General features: G+C 52.0%; 31 protein-coding genes and 1 pseudogene. 6 read left to right on the top strand and 26 right to left on the bottom strand.

From position 1 onward, the window contains the following. Positions 1–59 precede the first annotated feature (59 nt). The 4 genes from AB3U87_RS11610 to AB3U87_RS11595 are packed head-to-tail and all read right to left on the bottom strand — an operon-like array spanning position 60 to position 3,500. Positions 60–1,499, bottom strand: a complete 1,440-nt coding sequence (locus tag AB3U87_RS11610; protein WP_253454544.1) for a 6-phospho-beta-glucosidase — start codon at positions 1,497–1,499, stop codon at positions 60–62. Between the two features lie 20 nt (positions 1,500–1,519). Then, positions 1,520–1,861, bottom strand: a complete 342-nt coding sequence (locus tag AB3U87_RS11605) for a PTS lactose/cellobiose transporter subunit IIA (protein ID WP_253454545.1) — start codon at positions 1,859–1,861, stop codon at positions 1,520–1,522. Further along, the gene (locus AB3U87_RS11600) at positions 1,861–3,180 is read right to left on the bottom strand and encodes a PTS sugar transporter subunit IIC (RefSeq protein ID WP_253454546.1); all 1,320 of its coding nucleotides are present in this window, start codon (positions 3,178–3,180) and stop codon (positions 1,861–1,863) included. Before AB3U87_RS11600 ends, AB3U87_RS11605 begins: the two co-directional genes overlap by 1 nt. Then, positions 3,180–3,500, bottom strand: coding sequence for a PTS sugar transporter subunit IIB (locus tag AB3U87_RS11595; protein WP_253454547.1), 321 nt, complete (start codon positions 3,498–3,500; stop codon positions 3,180–3,182). Before AB3U87_RS11595 ends, AB3U87_RS11600 begins: the two co-directional genes overlap by 1 nt. A gap of 287 nt (positions 3,501–3,787) precedes the next feature. Between AB3U87_RS11595 and AB3U87_RS11590 the strand changes: the two genes are divergently transcribed. Next, the gene (locus AB3U87_RS11590; protein ID WP_253454548.1) at positions 3,788–4,816 is read left to right on the top strand and encodes a LacI family DNA-binding transcriptional regulator; all 1,029 of its coding nucleotides are present in this window, start codon (positions 3,788–3,790) and stop codon (positions 4,814–4,816) included. Between the two features lie 472 nt (positions 4,817–5,288). Here the strand turns inward: AB3U87_RS11590 and AB3U87_RS11585 are convergent. Together AB3U87_RS11585 and AB3U87_RS11580 are read right to left on the bottom strand one after the other, a co-directional pair. After that, positions 5,289–5,456 (bottom strand): annotated as a pseudogene (locus tag AB3U87_RS11585) (NADP-dependent isocitrate dehydrogenase); the annotation flags it as partial. Between the two features lie 203 nt (positions 5,457–5,659). Further along, positions 5,660–5,902, bottom strand: coding sequence for a DNA polymerase V (locus AB3U87_RS11580; protein WP_394149099.1), 243 nt, complete (start codon positions 5,900–5,902; stop codon positions 5,660–5,662). A gap of 154 nt (positions 5,903–6,056) precedes the next feature. Here AB3U87_RS11580 and AB3U87_RS11575 point away from each other — a divergent pair, with 154 nt between their 5' ends. Together AB3U87_RS11575 and AB3U87_RS11570 are read left to right on the top strand one after the other, a co-directional pair. Further along, complete coding sequence (locus AB3U87_RS11575; RefSeq protein ID WP_394149097.1) at positions 6,057–6,524, top strand: STM2901 family protein; 468 nt, start codon at positions 6,057–6,059, stop codon at positions 6,522–6,524. After that, entirely contained in the window at positions 6,518–6,844 is a 327-nt protein-coding gene (locus AB3U87_RS11570) for a DUF1493 family protein (protein ID WP_394149095.1), read from the top strand. Before AB3U87_RS11575 ends, AB3U87_RS11570 begins: the two co-directional genes overlap by 7 nt. 30 nt (positions 6,845–6,874) lie before the next feature. Here the strand turns inward: AB3U87_RS11570 and AB3U87_RS11565 are convergent, their stop codons facing one another. Further along, positions 6,875–7,057 (bottom strand): hypothetical protein, encoded by a 183-nt coding sequence (locus AB3U87_RS11565; protein ID WP_394149093.1) that lies wholly within the window; start codon positions 7,055–7,057, stop codon positions 6,875–6,877. Between the two features lie 59 nt (positions 7,058–7,116). Next, on the bottom strand, positions 7,117–8,373 hold the full coding sequence (locus tag AB3U87_RS11560) for a phage tailspike protein (RefSeq protein ID WP_394149091.1): 1,257 nt from the start codon (positions 8,371–8,373) through the stop codon (positions 7,117–7,119). A gap of 132 nt (positions 8,374–8,505) precedes the next feature. Here AB3U87_RS11560 and AB3U87_RS11555 point away from each other — a divergent pair, with 132 nt between their 5' ends. Beyond that, positions 8,506–8,865 (top strand): Rap1a/Tai family immunity protein, encoded by a 360-nt coding sequence (locus AB3U87_RS11555; protein ID WP_394149089.1) that lies wholly within the window; start codon positions 8,506–8,508, stop codon positions 8,863–8,865. 50 nt (positions 8,866–8,915) lie between these two features. Beyond that, positions 8,916–9,044, top strand: coding sequence for a hypothetical protein (locus AB3U87_RS11550; protein WP_394149087.1), 129 nt, complete (start codon positions 8,916–8,918; stop codon positions 9,042–9,044). A 30-nt stretch (positions 9,045–9,074) separates the two neighbouring features. Here the strand turns inward: AB3U87_RS11550 and AB3U87_RS11545 are convergent, their stop codons facing one another. From AB3U87_RS11545 to AB3U87_RS11470, 16 genes are all read right to left on the bottom strand, one after another. Beyond that, the gene (locus AB3U87_RS11545) at positions 9,075–11,552 is read right to left on the bottom strand and encodes a hypothetical protein (RefSeq protein WP_394149085.1); all 2,478 of its coding nucleotides are present in this window, start codon (positions 11,550–11,552) and stop codon (positions 9,075–9,077) included. After that, positions 11,545–12,801, bottom strand: coding sequence for a phage DNA ejection protein (locus AB3U87_RS11540; protein ID WP_394149083.1), 1,257 nt, complete (start codon positions 12,799–12,801; stop codon positions 11,545–11,547). Before AB3U87_RS11540 ends, AB3U87_RS11545 begins: the two co-directional genes overlap by 8 nt. An 8-nt stretch (positions 12,802–12,809) precedes the next feature. Continuing rightward, entirely contained in the window at positions 12,810–13,499 is a 690-nt protein-coding gene (locus AB3U87_RS11535; RefSeq protein ID WP_394149081.1) for a DNA transfer protein, read from the bottom strand. Next, positions 13,483–13,869 carry a hypothetical protein gene (locus tag AB3U87_RS11530; protein WP_394149079.1) on the bottom strand — a complete coding sequence of 129 codons (387 nt, stop codon included), beginning with the start codon at positions 13,867–13,869 and terminating at the stop codon, positions 13,483–13,485. The genes AB3U87_RS11535 and AB3U87_RS11530 overlap by 17 nt, the downstream gene beginning before the upstream one ends. A 3-nt stretch (positions 13,870–13,872) precedes the next feature. After that, positions 13,873–14,355: a DNA stabilization protein gene (locus AB3U87_RS11525; RefSeq protein ID WP_394149077.1), complete on the bottom strand. Its 483-nt coding sequence runs from the start codon at positions 14,353–14,355 to the stop codon at positions 13,873–13,875. Further along, positions 14,348–16,123: a packaged DNA stabilization protein gene (locus tag AB3U87_RS11520; protein WP_394149075.1), complete on the bottom strand. Its 1,776-nt coding sequence runs from the start codon at positions 16,121–16,123 to the stop codon at positions 14,348–14,350. Before AB3U87_RS11520 ends, AB3U87_RS11525 begins: the two co-directional genes overlap by 8 nt. Then, entirely contained in the window at positions 16,095–16,580 is a 486-nt protein-coding gene (locus AB3U87_RS11515; RefSeq protein ID WP_394149073.1) for a packaged DNA stabilization gp4 family protein, read from the bottom strand. The genes AB3U87_RS11520 and AB3U87_RS11515 overlap by 29 nt, the downstream gene beginning before the upstream one ends. A gap of 2 nt (positions 16,581–16,582) precedes the next feature. Beyond that, on the bottom strand, positions 16,583–16,837 hold the full coding sequence (locus AB3U87_RS11510) for a hypothetical protein (RefSeq protein WP_394149071.1): 255 nt from the start codon (positions 16,835–16,837) through the stop codon (positions 16,583–16,585). Further along, a complete protein-coding gene (locus AB3U87_RS11505; protein WP_394149069.1) occupies positions 16,830–17,456 on the bottom strand; it encodes a WDGH domain-containing protein in 627 nt (208 codons plus the stop codon). Before AB3U87_RS11505 ends, AB3U87_RS11510 begins: the two co-directional genes overlap by 8 nt. A gap of 43 nt (positions 17,457–17,499) precedes the next feature. Further along, on the bottom strand, positions 17,500–18,795 hold the full coding sequence (locus AB3U87_RS11500; RefSeq protein WP_394149067.1) for a P22 phage major capsid protein family protein: 1,296 nt from the start codon (positions 18,793–18,795) through the stop codon (positions 17,500–17,502). Further along, complete coding sequence (locus tag AB3U87_RS11495; RefSeq protein WP_394149065.1) at positions 18,795–19,718, bottom strand: scaffolding protein; 924 nt, start codon at positions 19,716–19,718, stop codon at positions 18,795–18,797. The genes AB3U87_RS11500 and AB3U87_RS11495 overlap by 1 nt, the downstream gene beginning before the upstream one ends. Before the next feature lie 11 nt (positions 19,719–19,729). Beyond that, positions 19,730–21,835: a portal protein gene (locus AB3U87_RS11490; RefSeq protein ID WP_394149206.1), complete on the bottom strand. Its 2,106-nt coding sequence runs from the start codon at positions 21,833–21,835 to the stop codon at positions 19,730–19,732. Beyond that, positions 21,835–23,346 carry a terminase large subunit domain-containing protein gene (locus AB3U87_RS11485; RefSeq protein WP_394149063.1) on the bottom strand — a complete coding sequence of 504 codons (1,512 nt, stop codon included), beginning with the start codon at positions 23,344–23,346 and terminating at the stop codon, positions 21,835–21,837. The genes AB3U87_RS11490 and AB3U87_RS11485 overlap by 1 nt, the downstream gene beginning before the upstream one ends. Continuing rightward, positions 23,327–23,812, bottom strand: a complete 486-nt coding sequence (locus tag AB3U87_RS11480) for a DNA-packaging protein (protein ID WP_394149061.1) — start codon at positions 23,810–23,812, stop codon at positions 23,327–23,329. The genes AB3U87_RS11485 and AB3U87_RS11480 overlap by 20 nt, the downstream gene beginning before the upstream one ends. A 16-nt stretch (positions 23,813–23,828) precedes the next feature. Then, complete coding sequence (locus tag AB3U87_RS11475; RefSeq protein ID WP_394149059.1) at positions 23,829–24,479, bottom strand: hypothetical protein; 651 nt, start codon at positions 24,477–24,479, stop codon at positions 23,829–23,831. 61 nt (positions 24,480–24,540) lie between these two features. Then, positions 24,541–24,753, bottom strand: a complete 213-nt coding sequence (locus AB3U87_RS11470) for a helix-turn-helix domain-containing protein (protein WP_394149057.1) — start codon at positions 24,751–24,753, stop codon at positions 24,541–24,543. A 106-nt stretch (positions 24,754–24,859) separates the two neighbouring features. Between AB3U87_RS11470 and AB3U87_RS11465 the strand changes: the two genes are divergently transcribed. Further along, positions 24,860–25,120 carry a helix-turn-helix domain-containing protein gene (locus tag AB3U87_RS11465; RefSeq protein WP_394149055.1) on the top strand — a complete coding sequence of 87 codons (261 nt, stop codon included), beginning with the start codon at positions 24,860–24,862 and terminating at the stop codon, positions 25,118–25,120. 70 nt (positions 25,121–25,190) lie between these two features. Here the strand turns inward: AB3U87_RS11465 and AB3U87_RS11460 are convergent, their stop codons facing one another. Together AB3U87_RS11460 and AB3U87_RS11455 are read right to left on the bottom strand one after the other, a co-directional pair. After that, the gene (locus tag AB3U87_RS11460; protein ID WP_394149053.1) at positions 25,191–25,280 is read right to left on the bottom strand and encodes a helix-turn-helix domain-containing protein; all 90 of its coding nucleotides are present in this window, start codon (positions 25,278–25,280) and stop codon (positions 25,191–25,193) included. 3 nt (positions 25,281–25,283) lie between these two features. Continuing rightward, complete coding sequence (locus AB3U87_RS11455) at positions 25,284–25,733, bottom strand: hypothetical protein (RefSeq protein WP_394149051.1); 450 nt, start codon at positions 25,731–25,733, stop codon at positions 25,284–25,286. Positions 25,734–25,772 lie beyond the last annotated feature (39 nt).

Raw genomic sequence — 25,772 nt, 5'->3', positions numbered from 1 at the left:
CTCCGGCTTGTTGGCGGGCGGCATGGCATCGCCCGTCAGGCCTTTCCGGTCAGCCGGATTTAAAGGGATGCACCGTCAGAGGCGATAACCTCTTTATACCAGTCGAAGCTTTTCTTTTTGGCGCGGGAGAAATCGCCGCTGCCGTCATCGCTGCGGTTAACGTAAATAAAACCGTAGCGCTTATCGTACTGTCCCGTGCCGAAAGAGACGCAGTCCAGACAGCCCCAGGGCGTAAAGCCCATCAGATCGACGCCATCCTCCAGCACGGCTTTTTTCATCTGCACAATATGCTCGCGCAGGTAGCTGATACGGTAGTCGTCGTTGATCTCGCCGTTTTCCTCGACCTTATCGAACGCGCCGAAGCCGTTTTCCACGATAAACAGCGGTTTCTGGTAGCGTTCATAGAGCATGTTAAGCGTGTAGCGCAGGCCGACCGGATCGATCTGCCAGCCCCAGTCGGAAGCTTTTACGTGCGGATTTTTGCGGCTGCCGGGGAACGCCTCCAGCGGCGTATCGTCAGTTTGCCGGGCGGTCGCGTACTCTACGGCGTTGCTCATGTAGTAGCTGAAGCCAAGGTAGTCGGTGCAGCCTTCGCGCAGCGTCTGCTCGTCTTCCGGCGCCATATTGATAGTAAATCCGCGCTGCGCCCACTCTTTGCGAACCCAGGCAGGGTAAGCTCCGCGCATATGCACATCGCCAAACAGATAGCGCTGCTGCATCGCTTTGTGCGCGTACATTACGTCGTCCGGATGACAGGACCACGGATAGAGCGGCACCATCGCCAGCATGCAGCCAATTTTAAAATCCGGATTGATGGCGTGGCCCAGCTTTACCACTCTGGCGCTGGCAACAAACTGGTGATGCAGCACCTGGTACATCACTTCTTCAGGGTTTTCGTGATCGGTAAAAATGACGCCGGAGTTGCTGTAGCCATACAGCGGCTTGCGCCAGTTGCGCTGATTGTTGATCTCGTTAAAGGTCATCCAGTATTTCACTTTGTGCTTATAGCGCTTTAGCACCACTTCGCTGTAGCGCACAAAGAGGTCAATCAGCTCCCGGTTAAGCCAGCCGCCATACTGTTTAACCAGATGCAGCGGCATTTCAAAGTGCGACAGCGTGATCACTGGCTCAATGCCGTGCTTTAACAGCTCGTCAAAAACGTCATCATAAAACTTCAGGCCCGCCTCGTTAGGCTCGACCTCGTCACCCTGCGGAAAAATACGCGTCCAGGCGACAGAGGTGCGGAAACACTTAAAGCCCATTTCCGCAAACAGCGCGATATCTTCCTTGTAACGATGATAAAAATCCGTGGCGAGGTGATTAGGATAATTTTTACCGGCAATCACGCCGTCGGTGATTTCTCTGTCCACACCGTGCGAACCGCCCGTCAGCACGTCGACAATGCTCGGGCCTTTGCCGCCCTCCTGCCAGCCGCCCTCAACCTGATGAGCAGCGACGGCGCCGCCCCATAAAAAATCAGCGGGTAATTTGTCAGACATAAATGGTTCCTTTTTAAAAACTACTGCGTACGGGTTTTGGTCAGCTCCTGCACTTCACGATGCAGGTAGATAATCTCTTCCACCAGCTCACGGCACAGCATGGCATTCATCAGGTGATCCTGTGCATGCACCAGGATCAGGTTGACCGGGATTTTGCCGCAGCCTTCGTCCGCGCCGATCAGCTCAGTCTGGATCCTGTGTGCTTCACGCACGGCTTTTGTCGCCTCCAGCAGCGAGGCGTCTGCCTCTTCCCAGCTATGCTTTCGCGCCGCCTGGAGCGCCTGCATGGCAGCAGAGCGCGCTTCACCGGCATGGATAATCAGCTCCATCACCGTCGTTTCCATATCCTGTGGTGCATCCATTATTTGGTCTCCTCAGCCAGAACCATGCCGTCAGCCATTTCCGCTTCCTGTTGCAGCAGCTGGCGTTCATACATTTTGAAGAACGGGTAATAAATTAACGCCGACAGGCCAATCAGAAACGCGACCAGCACCACCGCGCGCCAGTCCCACCCCGTAGACCAGGCAGCGCCAATCGGGCCGGGCGTAGTCCACGGCGCCAGGGAAATGGCATGGTTAATCAGGTTGGTGCGCGTCGCTGTCCAGGCGATAACCGCGTTGATCAGCGGCGTGGTCACAAAGGGAATAAACAGCAGCGGATTCATTACTACCGGCGAACCGAAAATGATGGGCTCGTTGATATTGAACATGCCGGGAACCAGGCCCAGACGACCGATCGAGCGCAGATGGGCAGACTTGCTGCGCAGATAAAGGATCACCAGACCCATAGTCGCGCCGGAGCCACCCACCGTAATAAAGAACTGCCAGAACGGCTCAACAAAGACTTTGGTGACCTCCTGCCCCGCGTTAAGCGCTTCCTGGTTAATACCCAGGTTAGCCAGCCAGAACGCCTGGAGCAGGCCGCCGACGATTGCCGCGCCGTGGATGCCGGCAAACCAGAGCAGATGGCACAGCAGCACGGCTATCAGCACGGCGGGCAATGAGTCCGCAGCGGACAGGATTGGCGCAAACAGAGACATAATTGCCTGCGGCAGGATCAGCCCGAAATGGCTCTCCATAAGCAGATTCAGCGGATAAAGCGTGAGGAAAATAACCAGGATCGGGATCAGCAGATCGAAAGACTGGCGGATTTTGGGCGGCACCTGTTCGGGAAGCTTAAAGCCAATATTGTACTTCGTCAGCAGATGCATGATTTCGGTACAGTACAGGCTGATAAGAATGGCGGTGAAGATGCCCTCACCGCCCAGAGAGGCAACCGACAGCGCACCATCTTTTTGCGGCGCGGCGACCACCAGAAAGGTCATCAGCGAGAGCAGCGCGGCCATCAGGCCGTTGAGCTTATAGCTCTGCGCCAGGTTATAGGCGATAGCGCTGGTGATGAAGACGGCCATAATCCCCATCGTCATATTGTAAGGCATCATCAGCTGGTCGTTATATTGCCTGACGATGCCCAGCCACCATTTTGCAAAAGCCCACTGGCTGTTTTCACTGAACGGCGGATGAGAAAACAACAGCATAAAGGAACCTACAATTAAAAACGGCATGGAAGCAATAAAGCCATCTTTAATAGCGACAACATGTCTTTGTGAAGATAAGCGCGCGGCTACCGGACTGATACGATTTTCAATCACCCCAAACAGCGAATCGGCCAGTGTGCTCATTATGCCCCCTGATGAGATTCAATAAGCGACAGGGCGGATTGCAGAATTTTTTCGCCGTTAAGCATCCCATAATCCATGGTGTTAATAACGGCAACCGGTTTATGGTATTCGGCCGCGCATTTCTGAAAATCATTGAGCTTGTATTTGATTTGCGGGCCCAGCAGGCAGCAGTCAAAATCAGCGATCTTTTCGCTGAACTCTTCCATGCCAACTGCCTGAATTTTCGTATCAATCCCGAGCTTTACGGCGGCCTTTTCCATCCGCTGCACCACCATGCTTGTGGACATGCCTGCAGAGCAACATAATAATATCTTGATCATAACATCCCCCTTTGTTTCCTGAATTTTTACGCGCCATTCGATCAGCCTGCAACCGGTTACAGATCCTCTTTTTGCTTTTTGTGATCCATCACCCACTCATTCAGTAATTTATTTATCGCTAAACATAAAATAATGTGAGACCGGTTACAGATTATTTATTTATGACGCACCTGAATATATTTACCGTGCATCATTTAATCTTTTCTGGCGTGGCGAGAAAAAAATGCGGGTTTTAACCGCTGCGTTTTTGGTTACAATAAGCGGCCGATACAGAAAGGAAACTCTCCATGATTACGATGCTGGATGTGGCCAGGCGTGCTGGCGTCTCAAAAGCGACCGTTTCTCGCGTGCTGGCCGGGCATGGCTACGTGTCGAAAACGGTGCGGGACAAGGTCATGAGCGCCGTGGAGGAGATGGGCTACCGGCCTAACTTACTGGCGCGTAATCTGGCGACCAACCGCAGCCAGAGCATTGGCCTGATGGTGCCCAATACCCTTTATAACGGCCCCTTTTTTAGCGAGCTGCTCTATCAGGTAGCGACGCTGACCGAACAGCTGGGGTCGCAGCTGGTGCTGGCCGACGGCAAACACACGGCGGACCAGGAGCGGCAGGCCATCAATTTTTTGATCGACAGCCGCTGCGATGCCCTGATCATTTATCCAAGATCGTTGAGCGTAGAAGAGATCGACGCGCTGATCCCGACGATCAGTAAGCCGATGCTGATCCTGAACCGCAGTTTAAAAACGTTCCCACACTATGCCGTCTGCGCCGATCATGAAAACGATACGTTCCAGGCGGTGGATTATCTGATCGGCCAGGGACATCGGGAAATCGCGTTTATCAAAGGCATGGCAGGATCGCATACCGGTCTCAGCCGACTGAACGGCTATTTATCCGCGCTAAAACGGCATGAGATTACGCCACATCCGGCGCTGATGCTGGAAGGCGGCTGGACTAATGAGAGCGGCAGGCTGGCGGCCTGCGAGCTGCTGCGGCGCAACGTCAGGTTTTCCGCTATTGTCGCCAGTAATGACGATATGGCGATCGGCGCCGCCTGCGCGCTGAGCGCCGTGGGGCTGAAAGTGCCGGACGATGTCTCCCTGCTCAGCTTTGATGATATCCCCGTCGCCGCCTATGTGACGCCAGCGCTGACTACCGTACGCGTGCCGGTTGCAAAGATGGTGTCCAGCGCGATGATGCAGCTGGCGAAAATGCTGGATGGCGGGCAGGTCGAGCCGCTGGCGCTGATGCCGGGCGAACTGATCCGCCGACAGTCGGTGGGGATCGGGCCTTATGGTAAGGCACAGGAGAGATGAAGCCTGCCAGGGATCGGCAAGCCGTTATCTTACTTTTCCCGTTACAAACCCGGCGATCTCACGGTTTCCTGAGGTATAGCCTGGGGATTCTCTCTCCCGTCAGATGTGCTGTTATAACCCTGTAGCGATCACACCACTTTTGCATGAAACAGTAGAATTATTTATATTATCTGCAAATTTTTCAAAGGCGATGGCATTGCCACGCTTAGAGCAATCACTAGGCACGTCATGTAGCCCAGGATATTGTGTGGTGAAGAGATCCGGACATCTTAATAATCAGGTGTGGAAACGGTTCAGGGATGCCCCTTTTAAGAGTGGGTTATAACCTGTTTCCATTGCGAGACGGGGCGTTAGCACTATTTAAACTGCGCTTATTATGTACCGTTTTAAAAGGATTTGGATAAAGGCCTGGAATATAAAAAGCCAACATAAAATTTACATCCTATGTTGGCTACATATTGCAAAACTCAGCTTACATATGCTGAATCATTGCATCGCCAAACTCTGAAGATTTCAGCAGTTTAGCGCCGTCCATCAGACGTTCGAAGTCATAGGTCACGGTTTTGGCCGCGATGGCACCTTCCATACCTTTAACAATCAGGTCTGCGGCTTCGAACCAGCCCATGTGACGCAGCATTAGATAAATATAATAGACGTTACTTGTTGATAAAATTAGGAATATTCGAATAAAGTGCTGCTACGCATGCTATTTTAGCCGTTCTGTAACCGCTTGATTTTGAGAGAACTATTTTTGGTTTTGATAACCAGTTTCCGGTGCAAAAACCTTTAAAGGTTACGTTACTAAATATTTTAACAACATCAGTTGATTACAAGAAAGTGGTCTTAAAATCCACCATTATTTGGATTGAAGAGCTGGAACGTCCGCCGCTCACCTTCCTCACTGGAAACATCTTTGAAGCTACATTGGTACATCTCGATCCACTCGTTTGCCTGGCGCAACGTCCAGATGTGGTTATAGCGAGTCAGGTTCTGTACGAAATCGACGGTAGTTACCGTTCGGCGACCCTTTGGACTGATCTTGATGCTCTTCCTAAATGCTGTTGCGATGTCATCGTAGCGCGCCATTGCTGCCTCTCCATATAACTGTTTTTATATACAGTAGTAATCCCCATTACGAAAAGCAAGCGTTACTATTTCACGATGCAATTATGTGTTTACGTAACCTCTAAAAAAATCCATATTAATAGTGGCTAAACAACGAGTAACTTAAGGACAAGTGATGGATACTGTTGAAGAACTGAACAACACATATTATTACGCAGGTAGATCTAATCTCACAGCTTGTGAATTACTATTCATGATATTTTGTGAAAAAACTATTGAACAGTTAGGATTAGATATAGAAGATATGGCAGCTGTGATTGCTATTGTTTCAGGTAGAAACAATATCCCGACGCGTGCGAAGCCAGGGGGGGCAATAAAAAACACTTCTATAGCATCAATAACTGCCAGACGTGTATTTAAGAAATCAAAATTCCCATTTATGATTAAATTACCAACTATAGTTGGCCATATTACCAAACCCAAAACATTAAAAATAAGAATGGTAGCAAATATAGGAACATTTGTTGGCCGCTCAGTACCTGTACTGGGATGGGCTATTTTAGCTTCTGACGTATCGCAAATAACATGGAATACGATAAGGGATTATAATTTCATTGCACGGGGAGATGATAAGATATGGTAAATAGTATTGAAAATAAAATCTTTGATTTTGTGCAGGCCTTTGCCGGCTCTTATGTGTTTAGCACTAAAAAAATGCAATTGTCAATCGAGACAGATCTGGATTCCGATTTACAACTGGATGATGCTGAAGCTGAAGAGCTTATGGAGAACTTTTTTAAAAAATTCTCCATAAAAAAGGAAAATTTCAATATAAACAATTACTACCCGCCTCAACCATTTTCGCTAAATCCCTTTAAAAAGGCAACGCCCACCCCTGTCCCTGATTTGACTATAGGTATGCTAATAGAATCAGCTAAAGCTGGTCGTTGGCTCTATGATTAATCTAAAGCCCGGCTTTCGCCGGGCTTTTCGTTACTTCAGCAGCTGTAGCGCAAAATCCACAGCTAAATCCGGCTCCTGTTCTGACAGCTCTTCAATCGCTTCCGCCAGGCTCTCATTTGTGACCAGTCGCCCAGCAGCCACCAGCTGATAAACTGCCTCGCCGTAGAGTTTGCAAACCGCTGCGTGCGCTTGGTCTGTAAAATCCGTTTCCATAATTCCTCCGTTAAAAAACTCACGATAGCACCACACGCGCCGATGAACAGTGAAACCGATCAGGCGCTGGCTGCGAAAATATCCCAGTTTGTTGACCAGCCGAAAGTTGATTTTGTCGATTTGTCGTAAGTACCCCCACCCACGAGATTATCTGGCGTTAGAGCGGTAAATACGTTCGTCGCCCGTCCGATAACGTCCGGCCCCTCGCCCAGAGGATCCCGGACTATCGCTCCCTCTGGAGCCAGGCTAATTTCTACAACCGAAGGCGATAAATCTATAGCTAACAAATGTGCTGTTCCGTGAAAATAATAGTTAGACGAATGTAAGCCGACTGAGCTAGCGGCCCCTACGCCTAATACACCCTCTATAAAAACGTTGCAGCCATAAAACCGTAAATCGCTACACGACACAAACTGCCCACCTCCTGTGGGGCCACCAGCAGTGGTTTTTAAGACCAAATTTATGCCTTCATAAATTAGTAACTGCAGGCCTGTAGACGATCCGATCGCTGTGCCGCTGACCATCCCGTTATCCTGTACAAATGTGTCAAAAATAAGCGTAGGGCGCTGCAGCCTGTCATCAGCTTCCGGCCACCAGCCATATCGTGATCTGTAGTCTTCAAAAATTGGATCATCGTAATAGATGAATGTCAGGTGAAACGAACCAACTCCCAGCGAATAACTTTTATCAAGCGCGAACGTCTCTCCTGCTCTCAGATGAATAGTATAGCTGCCCGGCATCGCGCGTTCGGCGATGCGCCTGAGCGCCTCTCCGACTGTCTGAAGCGGCGCTGCTCGCGTGCCTGCGGCGTCGTTTGAGCCTGCAGTCGTCACATACAGATTGATAATGTCGTCCGGGCCAACCAGGCCATAGTACAACCCGTCGTCACGTATCTGTAGCTGGTTGCCCTCGTCTTCTGAAAGCTGCACGCCCAGCAGATCGGATTCTGTGCCGGTGCCGTGTAAAGTCTGATCGTGGTATACGTTGAGAATATACGGCCCACGGCAGCGCGGGAAATAGAATGCCTGGGCGCCAAGCTGGTCATAAACGGCGATCGAATAATCCTGTGTCACAACCAGTTTGACGACCTGCCCGCTAATCACGGGATAGCCGCCAGCGTTGATGGCGATCGGCTGCGCGATGGGCGTCAGCGTGCCGTTCTCGCCTTCGTGATAAACAGTTATGCGGTTCGCTTCGGCGGTCGGGTTGGTATCCACGGCGCCAACATAGATTTTGCCGTTGAACACTGTGCTGAACTGGCGCGGCATAGTGTAGAGCTGAACGGGGAGCGCCAGCGGTACTGCGGAATCAGTCATGAAACTTTCCTCATGAAAAGGAATGCCCGCTGCGCTGCGGGCTTGATTGATGGATAAATAAACAGTAACCACTTTTTTTATGTGGTTGTATGATACTTAATTCAGGAAACCTCAAAATTAAGAGGGAAGAAATTGAAATTCAAATATCTAATGTTTTTCTTAATTATCATGTCTTGTAATACTTATGCGTTTAATACAGGGCAAGACCTTGCTAAAGCTGCCGTCATGTATGATATTTGGAAGCAAAGCGGTAAAAAAATTGACGGCACTCAGGGTAGCTATCAGGCTGTTATGTATCAATTTTATGTAGATGGCGCAGTATCTGCGCTTCACTCAACCAGACAAGTATGCTTACCAGATGGAAAATCCATGTATGAAATTGATGATGAAGTGCTGAGATATATTGATAATAATATTGGAAGTATTAAGAAACTGTCTGGTGCGCTTGCTGTAACAACTGCATTAAAGAATAGTTATCCTTGTTCAAACTAGTTAATATTTCTCAGCCAAGAGTATTGCATCTTTCTATGGAAGAGTGATTTATGAAAAATGAATTATATAAAGATTTAAAAAAAGGATATCCCAAGTTTAAAAAAGAGGCATCCATAGGCGTATTCGCCATTGCCTGTGCTGTTCTTTTTATAATTATTACTTCATCAATATTTGGTTAGGACTGCAAGACAGTTCCGATGATTAAGGCATTACTTTGAATCGCTGGCTAACCACCCTACTAAACCTACTCTGGCGATAGTGCGTCGATCGCTCTCTGGGATAGAAGCAAAAAAATCTCGCCATTCCTGTGAAGTTCTCAGCTGACTTTCGGCAGGCATTGCATTATTGCCTGGCGCTACACTTCTCTGAGCGCGAAACGCCGCCTGGTAAGCGGGAGAGCTGATCAATTTCTCCGTCGCTTCCGAAGATGCGGCGCCGCCTGCAATCCTGGCCTTTTCCGCAATACGCTCGCCTATCGCCGCACCACCCAGCGCTCCAAACGCGCCGCCCTGCGCACCAACCATAGTGCCGACTTTAGTAGCATATTTTGCCATCATGTCATGCGATGCCGTGACGCGATCAAAACGTTTAGTGAAATCGTTTAAAGCACCAGTTGTCACCTCATGAAGCTTTGCCTTGCGGATAGCATCAGCTACGGTATAAAGGTCCCTCAGCCCCTTTTTTGTCTCGGCGGGTAGATGCGGTTCCAGGAGTCGAATGTTCCCGTTCTTCATCAAATTTTGATACCAGTCTGCGTAACCACCAGGGTTAAATTCAGCCCCACGTTTACCGGCCGACAGCATATCCCGGATAGCTGTCGCAACTATCTCTGTTCGCATCTGACGAGAGGGAATATTCATCATCAGTTCTCTAAAGCTCTTACCGCTACCTTGCGCCATTGCTGACAAGGCCGCCGATGCTTTCGTTGTGACATCGCCAGTCAGATTTTTACCGCGCAGATTGATGGTTTGCTCTTCAAGGTTTTTGCGCATTTGCACCAGACGTTGAGCCACTTCAAAATCTCGACGGCTTCCTACCTCACCTAATGCTGCACGTTGATCCTCGGAAAGTTGAGCATAAAGCCGCGATAAAGCAGCTTCATCGGCGTCTTTATATGGCCCACTTTTCTTGTACAAAGCCTGTCCAACCATTCGCCGCTGCTTATTAAGGTTGGCATAGGTCAAACGGCCCTCCGGCCCTGGGTTAACCGCTTTAAAAACTTTTTGCTCAATCGGATCGAGATTCTCCCAACCGCCCAGTTCATCAGCCTGTTGTTCCAGATGGCGAGCGGTGTTGTGGGCTTCAACCTGCGATCCGGGAGGCAAAGCTTTATCGACGCGTGCATAAAGGCCATCGCTACGCCGTTCCAGTGAGGCCATCCGACTATTCATCTTACCGATAAAATATTCATTCATAGCCAGCGCATCAGGCATGCCCGCAACTTCATCGATCATATCCCCGGCATTTTGAGCAAGCTTCATTGTTGCCTGATCTTCCTGCACTCTGAGCGCTGAACCTTTACGGGATTTGATAGCCTGTTCTACTGCCTGGTATTGCGCATTGCCAGACATGTGAGAGGGCAGCAGGTCGTCCGCCACACCTAACCGTTCAGCAGCAGCGATAACGTCCTGTCGGGGCTGCGCATCAAGCCCCCGTAATGATGATGCCAGATCGGGATTTTTACTATTAGCTATATCCCGGACGGCATCCTGCATCCGCTCTTCCTCTGGCGAAAATATTTTTTTTGCTTCTGCTTCAATTGCTGCGGGCGATGCTTCGCGTTCTGCTGCTTTGGCGCCCTGCGTAGCGGAGTCAGCTACAGATTTTGCAACATTCATTCCTCGTTTTATCAGGCCAGCGGTGGCATTTACTACCGGCGCAGCGGCACGTACAGCTCCACTGGCCAGCGCACCGGTAGCGAGATCTGTCGCCAGCGACTGAGGATTGTCCGCACTGCTGTTATGAGCCAGTGCGCCAGCAGTATTCTCAGCCAACATGTCAGCCACCTTTGTTGCGAAACGCTCCGCACGTCCGGCGCCTGCTACAGAACCCAGCGCGGCGGCTGTACGCTCCGCACCAATCCCAGGGATCAGGTAAGGCCCAATTTCTGCACCTAACTTAGCGTACTCGTTCTGCGGACGGAGAGCATCCGGTAGCGTAAATCCCACAGACGGTTGATAAGTTCCATCCACGATCCCAGCCTGACTGCCCAGCCAAGCCCCGGCACTTTTAATCGTATCCGTTAACCCTGGGCGATTTGAATCATTAATCAGAGCGTTGCCAATTTTCCCGCCGATCTTATTGCCCAGCCATCTCTCCGCGCTGCCTGCTGCATTTTCAACCGCGTTAGGGATGTTTGCCACATTTACGGCGAATTGAGCCAGCCCTTTACCAGCCTCCGGTACACTCCCCAGTAGCTCATCACGCCGTGTTTGTCTTGCCTGATCGCCCCAGCCATTATCTTTTTGCAACGGTGGCGGATCATTCCACATGGTCGCAGAGTTTTCTAACTGCTGTAATGCCGAAGGATAGGCTGTATAAAATTGCTGGCGCGCTTCAGCGGCGCTGTTACCTGCGCGAGGAGCAACGACTTCATTAAAATATTGCTCCTGGGCTTCGCTTTGTTGTTGCGGCGAAAGCTGCTGATACTGAGGCGACGAAATAACTTCTCTCCACGGTTTAGCCATTATTCATCTCCCACAATGGCGAATGATCCGGAGTCTCCGGTTTGTTCTGCGTATTTCTAACAGTTGGAGGCGAAGCGCTCTGCGTTTTATTTCTAACAGCCGCAGGCGGTGTGCTGTTTGCAGCTTGGCCGGTTGCATACGCTGGCGTGTACCCTTTGAGGCTCGTTTCCAGCTTGCCTGCTATCTGCTCAAGCCTGCCTTTTATTGCTTTATAGGAACCACGTATACCGTTATCTCCTACGTTCAGACCTGACGACATTGATGTTAAAAATGCCAAATCTTTGTCAGACATTGATCCTTTCAGGAGCTTCAAATTGCCGGCGGTGAGCATTGCTTGAAGCTGCTTTGCCTTATTAATGAGATCGATACTTTCGCCTTCAAATTTTGGTATCCGTGATTGAAATGAACCGGTAACAACATCTAAATAAGGATCCTTGGCAATGCTACGCGCCAGCTGGAGCGCCTCGTACGACATATCTTTACCCTGCTTAATCTGTTCCTGTCGTTCTGCTATCGCCTCATTATTGGCGTCAATTTTTTGCTGCGCTGCCTGCCGTTTCAGGTCATTGTCAGCGGCCTTGTATTGGTTTTCCAGCTGCTTTTGCTGATAATTCAGCCGCTTCAGTTCCATATCATCAGCATGAAACTGGGCCTGCTGATTCAGTCCGGCCCAGCCGCGAGCGTTCGTCATATTGTTATTACGGGCCGTTTCCGCCAGCGTTTCACGCTTAATTTGCCGATCGTCCCGATTACCCTGCTCAGCGTAATAATCCTTCACGCCCAGCGCGCCCATGCCCACTGTGTCAATAATGCGCTGCGTTCCCTGTGGATCCTGTTGGTACTGCTGAAAAAGCTCTTCTGGCGTGCTGCCGATGCTCTGCAATACGTCCCGGTTTTTCATCGCAGCCTGGACGAACGCCTCAGAATTGCCGCTGGCAGCCGCTATGCGCAAATCCCGCGCGGCATTGCCTAACGCCATGCGGTGATTATCGTCGCGGAAGCCGATCGCTTTCTGCACCGTCTCCATCTGCTGCGGATATTTTGCGACGATGGCATCCAGCGCCGCAGGATCGCCGGACGAATACGCGGCCTGCCAGTCGCGCTGGAATTGTTGCTGGGCCTCCTGCTGTGCCTGGGCCTGCCGCATCTGCAATGTGCGTACTCCCAGCCCCTGAAGCATTGTTCCTGCCTGTAAACCGCCAAGCATACTGGCACGCAGCGGCGCGCCGTAATCGATAGGATCAACCATGATTCACCTCAATATGCGCCGTAAGATACGGGCAGCCCCATAGCGCCAACACCACCGAGCCCGCCGGAGGCCACTGTGCCGGCCGTGCCGGAAGTAAGCGCGCCGGTCGTTGCGCCGCCGAAAAGTCCCGAACCATACGCACCGAGCGCCAGGCCTCCTAATCCCATCAGCGAATTAAATCCGGCCGTCTCTTTGCCCGCCTGTGCCGCGCCAATCTGGCTCATGTTGTTGCCGTATGCGTTGGCATAATTGCTGCCGCTGGCATTCATTGTGTTTGCGGCATTCATCCCTACACCTGTCAGCCCCATGAGGTTGTTATACTGGCTGTTCAGATATTGTTGGCCGAGCTGCGGCGCAATCGTGGCCAGCGCGTTGCTGGTGGCCGTCGAGCCGAGGCCGCCCGTTGCCTCGGCGCCAGCCAGTTGCTGATAGCGGGCCTGATTCGCCAGGCCAGAGTATTCTGACGAGTTGTAATAATCCGCCAGCGTGCCGCTGCGGTTATTGACCAGATTTTGCAGCCCTTCCAGCGCCGTGCTGCCCGCGTCGTAATACGGCGTCATGCGCTGCACCTGGTCGTTATACATCTGCTGCTGCATCGCGTTTGCTTTATTCGCCGCGTTGACCTGTGCATCCGCCGCTGCGCTGGTACCCGTTATGCCGCCGATTACCCTGCCGATAGTTTTAGTTATTCCACTCATTCGGATACCTCTTCATTAAAATAAGAAAGCCTTTGCTTCCGTCGATATATTCAACCTCCCCGCGCCAAGTCTCCCGAAAGCCAAATTTTTTAGCCAAATTGCACACCTGCTTATGCTCTATTCGGATCGGTGCATGAATCTCCCGATTGCCAATCAGGGCCAGCACGTCGCGTACAGCATCGCGGCAGCGCCAGCGCTGGCCCGGCTGCATGGCCATGTGCAGATCAACATGATCACCGAGTTCTATCGTGGCGAAAATACCGCACCGCGCCCACAGCCAGTAACTGACGGGAATAGGTGGCCACGACGGCACCCCCCACAGGCGAAACAGCGCCTGCCCGGTGAGAGCATCTATTTTTTGAAGGTTCATGATTTAGTCTATTAAGCCGTGGGCGCGCAGCGCGTCTTCCAGTGCCTTGATGCGCTGACGGGCTTCTTTCAGTCCGTCCGGCGCGGTAGCAGCGTCATAAGACTGATCTGCACTAAAACCGCCCCTGTACGCGCTGCCGGTCGCCGCAGTGAAGCCGGTAACGCGGGCGCCGATAACCTGCACGCCGTTTATCGTGAATGATGCCGCGCCGAACGCGCCGGCGACGGCCTGCGCATCCGTGGCCGCTTTGGAAACGTAATCGCCGGAAATCTGCTCCAGCGTCGCGCCCTGGGCGGCGATCTGCTCGTCCTGCTCGTTGTTATGCTGCTGTGCCGCTTCCGCCGTACTGCTGGCGGTATTGGTCTGGCTCGCCAGTAGCTGCATATCGCTGCTTTGATTAAGAACGTAGAGCTGATAAGCGCGGGAAAAATTCGACGGCAGCATCATCGCATCGATGCGTGTCGCGGTTAACTGAACGTCAGCCATAGCCAATCCTTAGCTGGCAGTACGCCAGCGCCGCCGGGGTTTTCGTCACAAAGCGCAGCCGGAAACCAATATTTTTCCGGCACCGCCCAACCTGGCGCCAGATTATGCGCTGGTCATAGCGATAGCGATCGTCAGACGGAATCAGCTGTTCGTGCCCGAAGTTAATGCCATCCGTTGTGGCCGCGATAAAACATTTTTCCGCGTACAGCGCCAGCCCGGCAGCCGTCTCGATCTCAAAATCAAAAAGCAGCTGGTTATCCGCTTTCGCCAGCGGCGTATGCAGCAGCAGTTCTGCGGCCTCGCCGTATTGCGATGCGATCGCAAAATCCAGCGCGCCAGCAATACCTGTCGTTTTGTCGCCAACCGTCATCGCCGAGCCATCCCACACAAAATCCACGGCGCGGTAAACGTCGTCATACAGCCCGGATTTGAGAATGCACCATTGCGGCGAATCGCCGGATGCCGTGGAGTCAAAGCAGAGGGTATGGCGCTGCAGGTGTACCAGCAATAATTCGTGACCGTCGAACCGCACCGCCTCCAGTACAGCACCAGCCAGTTCGTCAGCGCTGTAGCCCGCCAGAATTTTATTCACCGTCGGCGTAGAAAGCTCTTTTTTGCTGCCGCTGTCGATTATGAAAATACCCGGCGCGCCGGTGGCAGGATGGCTGAGCACGGCGAATGATTCGCCGTAGTGGCATTTGCAATGCGTGCCGGCGATCCCGATATTGACCATCAACGACGGCTGGGCCATGTAGACCGACTCTGTGACGCTGGTGCTGCCGGTTAGCGAAAAATACTCAGTCGTTGACGAGCCAAAACAGACGACCATATCGCGCCAGTTCGCCACGCCTTGTATCCCGTCCGGCATGGATTCGGCCCGGTACAGCGGCCGGTATTGATCCGGATGCGTCTCGTCCTCTAAATCCGTGATGCCGAAATTATCGCTGCCGTCTTTAACCCAAATATACCGGCTGCGGTTATGGCAGATATCGCGCACCGCGCCGATTTCATATTGCGCATAATCTTGCGTGATTTCCTCAACAACCAGATCCACAGAAATAGCCGTCGCATCCTCGCCGCCGCCGTTAAATGTCCATGACAGACTTACCAGGCTGCCGCTGGTTTTCTTACCGTCCACCAGCACGCCGGACAGCCACGGCCCGCCGCCGTCTGGCTCTGTTTGCGTCTGCTCCTTACCCCACTGGTTTTCGCTGATTGTCAGCGCTTCGCCTGTCGTGCCGTCCGCCTTTGTCGGCGTCAGCGTGATCGTAATTTTTCCGTTCTGCGACTCATCAGGGACAAGAAAAGCATCGCCGCCGGCGCCGTGCGTCCATGCATTGAGCGTTTTTTCGTAGCCCTCCCTCGTTACAGCCGCTGATGGCCAGTTATCCAGCGGCGTTAGCGTTTTATCGCTGTAGCTATAAAAAAGCAGCTGGCCATTTGCCGCCACGCCCTGGCTGTTATAGCTGTGCGCCATACTCACGCGGCCGGTGCCGGGGATCGTTACGCCCAGCGCCGTGCCGGCAGCGTACATCCGCGAACCGGCAACGCGGAAAACCTGGTTCTGTTTCGTGTTGTACTCCGCCCCGCGCGACACGCCAGCCACGTCGCTCGTTTTTACGATCCCCGGAAATGAGCGCATATAGCCAGCGGCGTTTAAAACAGGCTGCGGCACAGCGAGCATGTTGACTGGCAGGAGATCGGCGTAATCAGCAATGTGAGATTTTTTCCCCTTGCCCTTAATTATCGGAAGCTGGATCACTGGCATGGCGTTTTACTCCGCGAAAATAGCGTGGGGCGTGGCGGTTGCCGCTGCCGGTCGGCATGCGGCTGGGATAATGCAGGTGCGGCGTTCGCCAGCGCGTCAGATACTTGATGATCCGCTCTTTGCCATACTGTGCTTTTGCAAGGAGCTGCGCGGGCGGCTCCTGCCCGTAATCGCCCAGCATTCGGATCGCCAGGTTAATGATGATGGCGTTTAGCGAAAATTTCGGCAGGTTGTGAACGTCTTCCGGCAGCGGCGCAACGCCGCTTTCAGAAAATGCATAGCCGATATCGATGCCGCGCCGTTCATCATCCATCAGCCACTCGGCCAGCATCAGCTCTAAATCCTCCAGCCCATCCTCGACGGATTGCGGATCGATATCTGTCAGCGTCGCACTGCTGGCCAGCCCTGCCTTTCGCAGTGCCGCGTTAACGATTTCGCCTTTAGTCGTCAGTTTCATAGCTACCGCCTTTCAATGCAGGCCTGTATGTAATCTGTTTTCAGAGACTCCAGCGCGCCAACCATCGCATAAGGTTTTCCGCCGTTGTGCCAGCAGTCCATAACGTCACCTTCAACACTGATAAGTACCGCTGCAAACGTCTGAAAATGCCCTTCCCGGACGTGCTTTAAGATTTCTTCCAGTCGCCTGACTATTTCCTTTTGATTGCGCTCGTTTTGTTCGTCTTTCTGAAAAGGCACGATTTTTAATTCACTCATCAGCTACCGCCTTTGGACGCCCGCGTTTTTTCGGTGCTGACGCCGCAACGGTTTCTGCTACCGGTTCAGTTTTTGTCCCTGTCCCTGGCTCTGGCTCTGGCTCTGGCTCTGGCTCTGGCTCTGGCTCTGGCTCTGGCAGGGTGAGCGTTAACAGCCGTTCCAGCACATCCTCTGGCGTATGTCCGTCCCACTCTTTGCCAAATTCCAGTTCTGTGCCGGCAGGTAAAAACGGAATTTCAGATTCCGGCAAGTGATAAGTCACAGCGCCCGCTGGGGTATCAATGCCCGCAAGTATCCACCCCTCCCAAACCTCGCCGTCGCTGTGCGAAAAACTCCACCACGAAAGCGCCGGACAGGCGCGCATCAGCGAGGAAAACAGGCGCACGCGGTGCGCGTACAGCTCGTTAAACGTGTGATAGCCGTCTGACACCTCACCCATATCAACCGGGGTTTCCGGCTCTGATACCGGTTCCGCTGCTGGTTTACGCAGTTCGGCCGGGTGATTAACCCAGCCAGCGGCGAGATATTTTCCCATCTCTGCGCGATCGATAATTTTCACATGCGCCGACATATTCCAGACGCGCTCAGGCCCACCAGCTTTATAAACTGTCGTTTTCATAAAATTTCCCATTAAAAAAGGGGCCGAGGCCCCGTTAACTGGTTTATTGCATCTGGCCTGCGAGGCCCACGCCGATCGCATCCGGGCGCGTCGCGTTGACCGAATACCACAGCGCGATGCGGCATTTACCTGAAAGCGTATAGATATCGCCCTGGGTTGCGAAAATACCGTTCAGGCCCACTTCCGGGATGCTGAATGATTTGCACTTCATACCGGAGAACAGCTCATGCGTTGCCGGGATCGGCTGAGACACGATGCGGATCGCGTCATCTGCCCACCAGATATTCGTCGGCGCATCAGCAACATTCAGAACATTGACGGCCATCGCGTCAACCAGACCGGTGTTAACGTTGGCATATGCGCGCTGTTCAGCAGTCAACGACTCATCATCCAGCGCGATCGGCTTCGGCGTAATTTCCACCGTTGTTTCATCAATCACGCGGGTAACAGCAAATGTCGCATCGCCAGTCAGCACATTTTTCGCCATCTGTGACAGGAATTTCACGCCAGCGAAACCAACCTTATCGCCGCGTTTGAGGCCTGTGGTTGACGACAGCCTTACCTGGGCAAAACGGTTATCGACGTTTTCTTTGTTGCCGTCTGAGTCCTCAATCCATGCCTGTGGCTTGAACGAATGAGCGCCAGAAACCGTTAATCCTGTAGCGGTGGATGCTTTCAAAACCGGCAGCTTTGGTGAGCGTAGTACGTCATCAAAACCGGCAACCTTTTTCTGGATAGTGCCTTTTTTGTAGGCATCTTCAGTCAGGCGTCCGTAGATATCACGTTTCACCAAATCATATCCGGCGCGTTTATAGTCCGTTGCGTTGAAAAAGTACGACAGGCCCGCATCACGATTCATCTCGCGAGCGAACATGACCGCCTCAGCGTCAGCCAGAAAATCCCAACCGCCACCATCTTTTTTACCGATATGTTCGACGCTGGTAACTACCAGAGAACCCATCTCAGCAGCTGTTTTTGCGATATTCACCTCGACGTTATTCGCCAGTTTCTTCGCCGCTGATTGAATACGGCGGCGATAGCTGGTTTCATCGCGTAGATCATCAGCACGTAGCGCGAAAAAATCGTTATCCGGCGCGCCCATGTTGACCTTAACCGACAATTCCAGCAGATCAGTTTCTTTGCCTGTCAAATCCCAGCCTTCTTGCGTCGGGCTTTCCATCTCCAAAGGCATCCAGTGCGTGTTGCTTGCGCGCTGCATCGCCCCGGCATCAGGCGGCGAATATTTTGACGCTTTTTGCGCCATTGGGGTTAAATTAGTGACCGTCTCGATCACCTCGTCAATGCCGTATGTAACGACCTGACCTTCGTTTAGAGACATTATTTTTTACCTTCCAGCATGCGTTTAATTTTGCGGTATGTATCCAGATCGCCCTTGTCTGCCGCTGCATCCATCTGTTTTTCGAGCGACGCGCGATTAGAGGCGGTGACATCGCCTGTTATTGGCTGGTCAGCCGCCGGGGCTTTGGATACGGCTTTACCGCGCGGTTTGATAGTGAGGCGTTCTGATAAGCGGGTTAGCTCAATCAACGCTTGTTGTGGGTTTAGCGTCAGCAGTCCGCGAAGTTTTTCTGGATTTGCGCCCAGGTGATAAAACATCGCTGCGGATTTTTCGGGAAACAGGGACATGATTTCGGCATCCAGGCCCTGCGGCAGAATGCTGCGCACCACTTCCTCTTTTTCCTCAAAATCCGGCAGGTTTAATTTTTCAGCGGCGTCGTAATGTGCGCGTGCCGCTGCTGCGAACTGCGTATGCTGGCGCGTAAATTCCTGGGTTTTCCGGCTCTGCTCAGTCACTGCGCTTGCGCGCGCGTCCTGGGCTTTCAGCAGCCACTCGTTCTGTGCCGCCTGGAAAGCGGCCATAGCCGTGTTGGTATCGAAGCCGTATTTTTCCAGCGCCTTATCTGACAGAAAATCGGTGTACTGCGGCTGCGCCGGTAACTCAGGTTTTACGCGTAAATCCTCCGGTAGCTCACCACGCTGTACAGCCTCGGCCGCTTGCTCCAGCTCGCGCTGACGTTTACGCGCGATGCGGCGGGCAGCGAATTTGGCGTTCTGCGTGGTTTTTTCCGGGCTGGTGGTTGTCTCATCGTCGCTCAGAACAATGTCGAAGCCCTGCTCCTGCTCCTGTTGTTGCTGTTCCTCCTGTTGCGTCTGGCCGTTTTCCTCCGCAGTGGTAACGGTTGTCTGTTCTGCGGGCAGGGTTGATTCTTCAGTTGCCTGAATTTCGGTGGTGTCTGTCATGATTTTTCTCTCTACTGAGGTAAGGTCTCGCCCAAAGGCGGAAGGGTCTCACCGTTTCCGGCGGGGATTTTTTGTTGTTGCTGATTAGCAACGTCATGCATCAGCTTCAGCGCCTCAATCACGGCTTTGCTGTCTATGTTACGAGCCTGAGCCAGCTTGTAGATAGTTTCAGCCTGAGATTTCTGTGCGTCCTGCTGTGCAGTAAATGCCTTGATTTCTGTCTGGGCGGTCTGGCTCTGCGCTTTCGCCATTTCCGCTTGAGCGGCGATAACCTGGGCCTGCGCCAGCACCATGTTTGGATCCTGCTGGTTCTGCTGCGCCGCCTGGGCTTCCTGTACCCATGCCTCTTCTTCCGGCGTCTCCGGTTTTTTCAGGCCCTGGACAACAAGCTGTTTCGTTGCGAAATTGCGCGTAATTTCGATGCCCTTGCCGTCCAGCAGCGCCAGATATTGCAGTAGAAGCACATTCCAGACTTGGTGCTCTGGCGGCACGGTTTTCAGTAGTTCCTGAATTTCCGCGCGGTTCTGGTCTTTCATGCTCTGGAACGATGGCCCGGCGTCGGTATAGCACTCATAGCGCCCGCGTATATCATTCAGCACAACGACGCGGCCGGACTGATAGTCGACAGTTTGCGAGAGGGTTTCGACTTCCTTCTCGCTGCCGTCCTCCAGCGTCATTAAAATTTTGCGCGGGACGTCGTACAGGTCATTAACCATGCCCTGGTAAATTTGCCCGTCGCGGCGCATAGCGGTAGCCAGGTTATCAAGGAAAACGAACGTTTCCATGTCCGCGCGCTGGTTCAGCTGATTCACTGTGTCGAATGCAACTTGGTTGCCGTCTACTGCGCCAGCGTCAACACCAGACGTCGCCACTTCTTTTACAGCTGCCGTGGCGGCTTCCAGCAAGTATTGATTCGCTTGCGGAATTGTTGGGCTTTCCATGTATGTCAGGGGATTTGGCGGTAAATCTCGCTCATCCTCATCTTTTCGGTTCAACAAGTAATACGGAAAACTTGTTCCGGCGACAAACATATGTTCATAGCCGTCAACTTGCTCGGGCCAGAAAAATGGTTTTTTATCGGGACTCTTACCAACAATGTCCGCGTTAAACGACATAATCATGTTGCGCAGGCGCTGGCCGTCCTTCGTCAGCCGGACGACACCCTCGTATACTTCTTTATCGTCAACGAATCCCCACTCGCCATAAACAGGGACGATCGGTAGATGCTCACCGGCTATCAGCTCGCGATTTTTCAGCACGGCGGTGTTTGAGAGGATGCTCTTATAAACGCGCCGGCGCGTAACCTGACGCTCAGCGACTTTCTGCATACCAGATTCCGCCAGCTCGTCGATCACGTCTTTAATGTCGCGTTTGTAATAACTGACAGGTTCGCCGCCCTGTGGATCCTGATAGATAAAAACCGTTTCTTTCTTTTCTTCGACTTCGTAATACTCAGCGACAAACAGCGAGTCGTTTGTCTGCCAGTTAAACAGCGTGTCGTTCGGCGACGTGAATGACGGCAGCTCGTCGGCGTCCAGCCCGTATTTTTTTGCAAACGACTTCCAGCCCGATTTGCTCAGCGCGCTGATAACGAAAACGTGCTGCGCGTCACTTTTATCGATCTCTTTCGCGTTCGCATCCCAGACGACGTGAGAGCACGCGCCATGGATCGCCTGCCTGCGAATTATCTGGTTGTTGCTCGTCGGGTCGTTATCCTCATGCTCTGTGACCAGTCGCCAGGCACCTACGCCGCCCTCAATTTGTTCTTTAACCGCCACGTTAACCGCGTTGCGCGCAGAGTTATGCCGCATATCGGTACGATAGAGCCCCATCAGCACATCTGCAGAATCGGGATCAGCGCCATCTTTGGGCCGGTAGCGGACGTCGATCGGGTTTTTGCGCATCTCAGCCACCAGCTTACGTACGACTGGCCGCACAACGTCGAACTGCCCGCGATACCGCAGTGTAGTGAACTGCTCTAACCAGTCGTCCCAATGACTGACACGCGAGAAAAACAGGTCGTTGCGGGCCTCTTTGCGCGCGTCTTCGCCCGCGCTCCAGTCCTGATCGAACTGCTGGAGAATGTCGTCTAATCGGGTGTTTTTTTCGTCGGCCATCATCTGCCTCGCTGTATTGGCCGGATCGGGGCCGGGATTTTTTTCTGTTTGGGTTTGCGGATATTGCGGAGCTGGCGCGCGCTGCGGCGCATCATGTACGCGTAGCGGAGAGCGGAAATTATGTCATCGTTGAGTTTTACGATTTTCCCGTTTTCGTCCCGATGATAGAGGCGGAACTCGTCGAAAAACGGTTCGCAGGTATTGAAAACTTTGAGCCGCCCCTCAGTCATCAGATCGCGCAGCTCAGTAATGCCGGGCTCAACCGCATTACCGCCATCGGGCCAGGTCGCGTGCTCCGGCAGCATCAGGAATCCGGCATCAACATACGTTGCGCGGAGCTCCTCGCCCCCTCCTTTTTCGTGCTGATAGCCATCGTGCGGCCACGCCGTCGGAATGCCTTTACTCCAGCCTTTAACCGCCGCCCAGGCCTCAGAAACTTTCGTCTGCCGGGCTTTCCAGGCGCGGGCAAGATAGAAAATATCAGCATCCTTGTCCCACCAAATTTGCACGTGCGCCTGTGGATGATCCCAGCCAAAATCCTGGCCGTTAATAACGTAAAAATGCTCCGGGCATTCGAACGGCTGGCATTTAATCGTCTCTTCAGTGATCTGGAAAATTCTACCGCTGCCCATTGTCGGGATGCCCTGGGCGCGGGCTTCGCGCTCGTGCTCAGGATATGACGCAATGATTTGCTCGCGCTGCTCGGGAGTGTAATGCTCGGCTTCGTGGATCGTCATCGAGACGACTTTTTGCGCCTTGCTGGGGTTTTTGAGGAATTTTGTCACGACGTCCGACATACCCATCAACGGCGTGAACGTCAGTATTGAGTACTGGCCATATTTGTTTGTGCGCGTCAGCCCCTCTGAATAAATCGCATATGGCGGCTCTTCGTCGAACCAGACGCCGTGAACCGTGTCGGCCTGCCAGCGCGCGCGGCCCTGCGAATACGGTTTGAAATAGACCAGGCTCGCGCCATCTTCTACGCCGTCAGCGTTGTGGTGCTTAACAAGAATGCGATCGATAAGGCCCGGAAAAAAAGGTGATTTCACGTAGCTGATAATGTCGTCTTTCGGGATAGAGCCGTAGCCGGGTTCCTGATTTTCGTCTTCGTCGATACGCCCACACAGAACGCGCTGAGTCGATTTAGTTACTGTCTCGTTTGTCTCACCACCGACCCAGAAAACGACCGGCTCGTTAAAGCGCCGCCCGCGCCACTCACCTTCATACGCGCCGTCGGCAGGATAGCCGGCGGTGCCGGGATAGCTGCCAGTCAAATGGAAAGCCACCTCTGCGCCGCCAGTCCACGTTTTGCCAAGCTGATTACCGGCCATGAAACAGCGTTCAGTGAACTCGGCGCCAGCGTCCAGAAATTCACGCTGTTTTTTGTAAGGGGAGTATTCGAAAAGCCGGTGAGTTTTGCTGTACTCGTCCTCGGCTTCCAGCAACTCCAATAATTCGAGCTGCTCCTCGTCAGACAGATTATCCAGATTTTTAATCAGTGCGTTTTCCACGGCTCAGTAGCTCCGCAATTCGCGATTTACGTTTTTCGCGATCTGCTTTTTCCGGCGTCACGTCCTCCACCTGTCGTTTATCTGCCAGGCCCAGGTCGCGAGCAATAATATTAGCGTTCAGCAGATCAGCAGCGGCCCCGGAGAATTTCTGGTTGTAAATAATTTTCTCTGCTCGCGTAGTGACCAACGAAAAATCTTCCTTCGCTCTGTACTGTTGCCAGGTGTTTTCAGCGATATCAAGAAAAAGACACAGGCCGGTAATCGTCATTGCGCGCATTTTTTTAACTGACGTGCGTGTAATCTGCCCTTGAAAACAGAAAACTTTTTCTTCTTTAAGTGGATTTTTTTCCACCCAATCAAAATATTCAAGACAAGCAACCCAGAGTTCATCGGGCGATCCAAATTTAGGATTTCGCCCGTGACTACTGCGCGCCAGCCAGAATTTGTTGCCTTTAGGCGCGGCCATATTATTTATCCTGTGTTTATACGTAATAATCGATAGTTAATTGTATCTTTGTAACCGCAGACGACGACCAGACGTCGACTTCTTCAAGAGAGCCAGCGTTATTTGTTATGTGCGTGGGTAGTGTTGAAAAATAAATGGTGTACGTTACGGTACTTACACCGTTCACTGTTAAATAGCTGTCAATCGTAGATACGTGCGTTATTAATGTTGCAACGCCGTTTACTACATTAACTAGCGGCTGACTTAAATTTATTGTCAAATCATTCCATGATCGCGGCGTGTTCGACAGCGTCGTACTAAATCTGACTACATATCCCGCAATCGACTTCATAGCACTCGGCACCTGCCCCGGCATGCCGCCGGCAGCCATCGCTATCTTGACTCGATCTTTAATGGGAGTTAACGAGAAACTTTCGCCCGAGTCGCTTTCCTCAGTGTCACCCAGCACAATCACTGATGTTTCGCGATTATTAGCTGCAGTTTTCACGAAAATATCGGTTACGCCGCGTATGGGAAAGTTTTTTGTGACGGTGTATGCGTTGCGATCAAATTCGGGCTGCTCGTTATAAGCGAGAAGCACCTTGCCCTGGCGCACTTGTAGCACAGCAGGCCCGCTGAGCGTAAATTTTTGCCAGCCGTCATTGATAGTAAATTCTGTTGGATTCATGATTTTTCCCCATAAAAAAAACCGCCCGGAGGCGGTGATAGTGGTGTGTTGGTCGTTAACGTCAGTGAGAATAGCGCGACGGCCAGATCTGTTCGGGCGGTGTATCCAGCGCCTCAGCAATCAGCCTCTCCCCTTTTGGCCAATGGCGGTTCAGCGCATTCGCCAGCGTAGACGAGGCGAGTCCGGCCCCGCGGGATACAGCGGAAAGCGAAGTTCCTCTCTTCTTCAGCCCGGCAATGATATCTGCCGGGTGCCAGTCTTTTGCATTGTCCATAGTAGTGTCCTTACTAAGCTAATGTCGTAACTCGACAATAGAACGTTTTGTTCTATTTTCAAAGCTCCGTGATAGTCGTTTTTGTTCTAATTGAGAGATCGAGCACATGCCGTCATTTTTCACTAACGACTATCAAACGCTGATCGGGCATCTCGTCGAAGCGAGAAAGAAAAGTGGGATCACGCAAATGCAGCTAGCACAAGCGATGCGCATCGAGCAAACGCTGGTTTCGCGGATCGAACGCTGCGAGCGTAGGATTGATGCCGTCGAATTTCTTCACATTTGCGCATTATTGGGCGTCAGTACAGACGAGATTTACGGACATCTGAAGCCACGCTTCGCAGTATTACAGCCCGCAACGAAATAGCATTATCGTAGGCACTCAGTGAATACCTGCTGGAATGCCAACAAAAAACCGCCCGGAGGCGGTTGCTGACTTAATTAGTGTAGCGCGATGGCCAGATCTTTTCCGGCGGCACGTCAAGCGCTTCGGCAATCAGCCGCGAACAATGCCAAAATAAAATCACATTTTAATTGTCGTTTTTCTCTTTGATTTTTTTCTCATGAGGAGTAAGGCCAAAAGATATAACTTTATTATAATCAAGAGCATCGCCACTTAACTGCTCCTCTAATAAATGCTCTCTTACCATCCCTATCACTTTCCTAAAGTTTGGCTGGCTATGGCTCAAAACTCCTGAGACTTCCTCCGCAATATTTTTAGGAAGCCAAATAAAAGATTTCAACGTAAGCTCTCTAAGTCTTTTCCTGTCTTCTGTTGGTGTAGTCCATTCGGCAATGAGATCAGCAACCAATTCAGCCTTGAGTTTTCTTGTATGTTCTTGTTCTCTTTTTTCTGAATTAATTTTAAAAGTTTCTTCTACTGAGCTTTTCACCCATGACGAAACGAAGGCTTTAGCAAATAAGACAATTAAAATTAGCACTACATTTAATGAAATAGAAATAATTTCCAAATTAGACATTACATTCACTCCTAAATAGTATGATTATAATTATCGGCA

The sequence above is a fragment of the Erwinia plantamica genome, assembly GCF_043420595.1.
Lineage (GTDB): Bacteria > Pseudomonadota > Gammaproteobacteria > Enterobacterales > Enterobacteriaceae > Erwinia > Erwinia aeris.
The sequence above is the reverse complement of the archived record's forward strand: the minus strand, read 5'-3'. Positions and strand labels throughout refer to the sequence as shown.